Source organism: bacterium, from assembly GCA_030652805.1.
Taxonomy (GTDB): Bacteria; JAHJDO01; JAHJDO01; order JAHJDO01; family JAHJDO01; genus JAHJDO01.
Genome location: JAUSPT010000027.1, coordinates 1 through 4154 on the forward strand (window position 1 = coordinate 1; position 4154 = coordinate 4154).

The following is a 4154-nucleotide window of genomic DNA, read 5'->3' on the forward strand; positions in this document are numbered from 1 at the left end:
TACATTTCAAAGATTTATATATGAAGTCCCTGATAAGAGGTATGGGATAGAATTTACAGAGGAGTATTTTGGAAATGGAAAGAAAATACGTACAGGGGGAAAAGGTTCGCTGACCAGGATGGCTAAAGATGACAAAGATACTTTATTGGTCTTTTTACATCACCATAACCATAAATTGAAAATCGCATTTTATACACCTCTAGGTGGTGGACTGAGTTTTGAAGCTGAATTAGATACGGTATATGGGGCTTTTTCAGAAGGCCCTTTAAAATGTGAGGGACTTATTCCCGAGGAAAGAGTTCCTATATTTGCATTTGTTGCAAATCGAGGTGGTATAGAAGGGCTAAGAGAAAGTGAGACGGTAGAGAGCATCAAATCTAAGTACGATTTTGCGATTGTAATATTTGCAAAGCTTTTGTTAAAGTGAGGGAAACTAAGGGCATGGCGTATAACAGTATATTTGCGGCGCTTCGCTAAATTGCCTTCGGCAACTTCGCAAACATGCAAGCCGTTATACGCAATCGGCTTCGGGATGCAAGAATTATATATAAGTTAATCTAAAATAATTAGAAAGGAGGTGTAAAAATATGAGTTTTAAAACTTGGGCAGATTCAAAAGTAAAAAAATTAAGCTGGATAGATATAAAGCTAATACAACTTAGTGTTGCTGGTTTTGTTTTAATGATAGCAAAACTTTGGGAACCACTGCTTAGTTTAAATTGGTATTGGTATGCTGTAATTGCCGTGTTAGCAGCAATAAAACCAGCATATAGAGCACTTGAGAAGAAATAAGCATCTCTTCGCGCTGACTCTTCGGAATGCTTCGCATAACGCTACGCTCACCCAAATTACCCACTTCGTGGGGAACTTCACAAACACGCAAGCCCTTATCGGAAATTGCGTGTATACAGAAATGAAATTATGAATAAAGTAATAAAGTACAAGCCAATAGGAATTATTCATTCTCCATTCAAAGAACTTAAGGGAACACCTATACAACCTGCAGCTGCCAAAGGTATTGATGGCACAGTTGAAATATTCCCTGAATATGCTGAAGGGCTAAAGGATCTTGAAGGCTTTTCTCACATCATTTTGATATACTACCTCCATTTATCCCAAAAATCATCATTAAAAGTGAAGCCATACATGGATGACCAAATTCGTGGAGTTTTCTCGACGCGAGCCCCAAGTAGACCGAATCCAATCGGCATTTCAACAGTGCGCCTCGTCAAAATCAATGGAAACACACTTCATATTCGAGATATAGATATGGTAGATGGAACTCCCCTTTTGGATATTAAACCTTATGCGCCAGAATTTGATGGTAAAAACGCTATAAAAATAGGATGGCTTGAGAAAAACATTCATAAGCTCCCAACATCAAAAGATGATGGGAGATTTATGGAATGATTTATGTGTCATGCGTCTTCCGCTAAGTCAAACCCCACCAAAGGCAGGACTTCGCAAATGCGCGAGCCGTTAGGCGAAATCAACTTCGGGGCGACAGAATTCAAAAATATTTAATGTACCTTAGGTTATTGTTATGAATCAAAAGGAAGCAAAAAAAACAGTTAGAACATTTGCATTAGCCTCGTTTTTAAATGATTTAGGCTCGGATATAATTTATCCAATCTGGCCGTTGTTTGTGACATCTGTTTTGGGTGCAAATATGGCTGTTCTTGGCCTCATAGACGGCTTGGGAGAAGCAATAGTTTCAATATCGCAAGCCGCTTCCGGTTATGTATCAGACAGAATAAGAAAAAGGAAAGTTTTTATCTGGACAGGTTATCTTTTTGGGTCGTTATCGAGGATTGGTTATGCGTTATCAACAGTCTGGCAACATTTAATTCCACTTAAAATCCTGGACAGAGCAGGGAAAATAAGGGGTGCGCCCAGAGATGCTATTATTGCCGATGTTTCTACAAAGGAGAATAGGGGCAAAAATTTTGGATTATTGCGAACTATGGACCACCTTGGGGCTGTATGCGGTACCGTAGTCTGTATTTTACTTTTTAGATTATTGGGATATAAGAATTTGTTTTTACTGGCGGCAATACCCTCAGTAATTGGAGCATTATTAATTCTCTTTTTGATAAAAGAAAAAAAACCAGCAAATGTTAGAATTTACAAAGGACCTTCTTTGAAAGATTTAGATAAGAATTTTAAATTATTCCTTCTGTTAAGCTCTTTTTTTGCCCTTGGCTCTTTTAGTTACTCTTTCTTGCTTATATATGCAAAGGAATTTGGTTTTCAGATAACATTTGTACCTGTATTGTACCTGGTATTTACTGCTGTTGCTTCTGTTTTTTCTCTACCTTTCGGAAAGCTTTGTGATAAGATAGGAAGAAGATCAGTGTTGATGTTATCTTATATTTTTTGGGGATTGGTATGTTTGAGTTTTATCTTTATTCAGGGTCGTCTGGCAATTATTTTGACATTTGTTTTATATGGCTTACATAAGGGAGCATTAGAACCAGCCCAAAAAACATTTGTGTCAGAACTTGCCCCAACAGAATACAGAGCCAGCAGTTTAGGCGGATTTCAAATGGTCGTTGGTCTGTGTGCCTTACCAGCTTCTCTTATTGCAGGTATGCTTTGGGACAGAATTAGTATATTTATGCCATTTTATTTTTCTTTGGGCTTAACGATTTTATCAATCGTAATATTAATATTTATAAAGGAGAAATAAAAAGGGTTAAACGAAATCGTAGTACATAGGCAATACCGAAAAGCCAAAAGAGAAATCAGCTGATTTTTACTTCAGGTGGGAAACAATAGAAAGGATAATTGCATCCGTTACAAACTGCTTTTCTCTCGGGACTCTCACCCTTTCACCATCAATATCAAGTTCCAAAGCATATGCTTCCTTCAGGACTTTTTCTGCTGTTGTTCTGCCAAATTTACAAGAGATTTCTTCTATAGAAATCCCTTTTCTCTTCCTTAATCCCAGCATAATATACTCTTCCAACGCCTTCTCTCTGTCAATTTCCTCTTTCAAGGGTAGCTTACCCTCTATGTACTCATTAAGATACGGATTTTTTGACCTGAACCTCCCATCGTATGAGTGAGCGGATGCACCAAGTCCAAGGTAAATCCCCCCGTTCCAATAATTGAGATTGTGCCTTGAATGGTACCCGGGAATTGAGAAGGAAGACACCTCGTACTGTATATATCCCTTACTTCCGAGGTAATCCAGCATATCATAATATAATATCTCCTCTTTCTCCTCTTTCATTGGGGTTTCTCCATATAATAGCGTGTCGGGTTCGTATGAGAGAGAATATGCCGAGATATGGGCTGGGGTAAGTTTTGTTACCCCTTTTAGTGTTGAAAGCCACGAATCTCTATTCTGTAGTGGTATTCCGTATATCAAATCAACAGAGATGTTCTCATAGCCCGCATATCTTGCATCATTCACACACCTTATGGCGTTTTTCTTTGTATGTGTCCTTCCAAGATATGCAAGTTCCTTGTCTTTAAGAGATTGAATCCCGATACTTATTCTGTTTATCCCTGCTTTTTTATAGGCAAGCAGACTATTTCTATTAACTGTGCCAGGATTAACCTCTATGGTAAACTCCAGAGGAGATAGGTCAAAATTATTATGGACGATATCTACTATCTCAAGCAGTTCAGAGGTCTTTAACACTGATGGAGTGCCACCACCAAGATATATGGTATCAAATATCATCCTCCAATCCTGCTTTCGCCTCTTTACCTCTTTTCGGAAAGCCTGAATATATTGGTACACCAGTTGGCTGGAATAGGGGATAGAATGAAATGCACAATACCTGCATTTTTTGATGCAGAATGGAATGTGTGTATAAAGTCCTGGCATAAAATATGGCGGACAATTTATTGTTATACTTCGAGAATGATTGAAAAGAAGGAAAGGCCAAAGATACCCGTGAAAACACCGAGTATGATAAGAACCAGTATAATCAATTTTCCCCAGTCCTGTGCCTTTATACTGCCCGTAAGCACGGGTTCTTTTGAGAGATAGGCAGATGCGGCATACAATTCTTCCCCTATAATTGTATAGTCGCATGCAGTAACGAAGAAAGGCAACTGCGTTACTGAGTCAGTACCTGCTATCTGAACTGCACCCGTCATATTTCCTGTCTCTGCCAAAAGGAGTGACTCTGCCCAGAACAT

Annotated in this window: 6 protein-coding genes; 4 read left to right on the forward strand and 2 right to left on the reverse strand. The window is 38.6% G+C overall.

All coding sequences use genetic code 11. The annotated features are described in order from the left end of the window. The 4 genes from Q7J67_02035 to Q7J67_02050 all read left to right on the forward strand — a co-directional run. On the forward strand, positions 1–427 hold a 427-nt coding region (locus tag Q7J67_02035; protein ID MDO9464066.1), incomplete at its 5' end, for a hypothetical protein. A gap of 160 nt (positions 428–587) precedes the next feature. After that, a complete protein-coding gene (locus Q7J67_02040; GenBank protein ID MDO9464067.1) occupies positions 588–791 on the forward strand; it encodes a hypothetical protein in 204 nt (67 codons plus the stop codon). Between the two features lie 129 nt (positions 792–920). Next, complete coding sequence (gene tsaA, locus Q7J67_02045; GenBank protein ID MDO9464068.1) at positions 921–1409, forward strand: tRNA (N6-threonylcarbamoyladenosine(37)-N6)-methyltransferase TrmO; 489 nt, start codon at positions 921–923, stop codon at positions 1407–1409. Positions 1410–1542: 133 nt separating this feature from the next. Continuing rightward, positions 1543–2688 carry an MFS transporter gene (locus tag Q7J67_02050; protein ID MDO9464069.1) on the forward strand — a complete coding sequence of 382 codons (1146 nt, stop codon included), beginning with the start codon at positions 1543–1545 and terminating at the stop codon, positions 2686–2688. Between the two features lie 66 nt (positions 2689–2754). Here Q7J67_02050 and hemW read toward each other — a convergent pair whose 3' ends face one another. Beyond that, positions 2755–3837 carry a radical SAM family heme chaperone HemW gene (gene hemW, locus Q7J67_02055; protein MDO9464070.1) on the reverse strand — a complete coding sequence of 361 codons (1083 nt, stop codon included), beginning with the start codon at positions 3835–3837 and terminating at the stop codon, positions 2755–2757. Positions 3838–3860: 23 nt separating this feature from the next. Continuing rightward, on the reverse strand, positions 3861–4154 hold a 294-nt coding region (locus Q7J67_02060; protein ID MDO9464071.1), incomplete at its 5' end, for a hypothetical protein.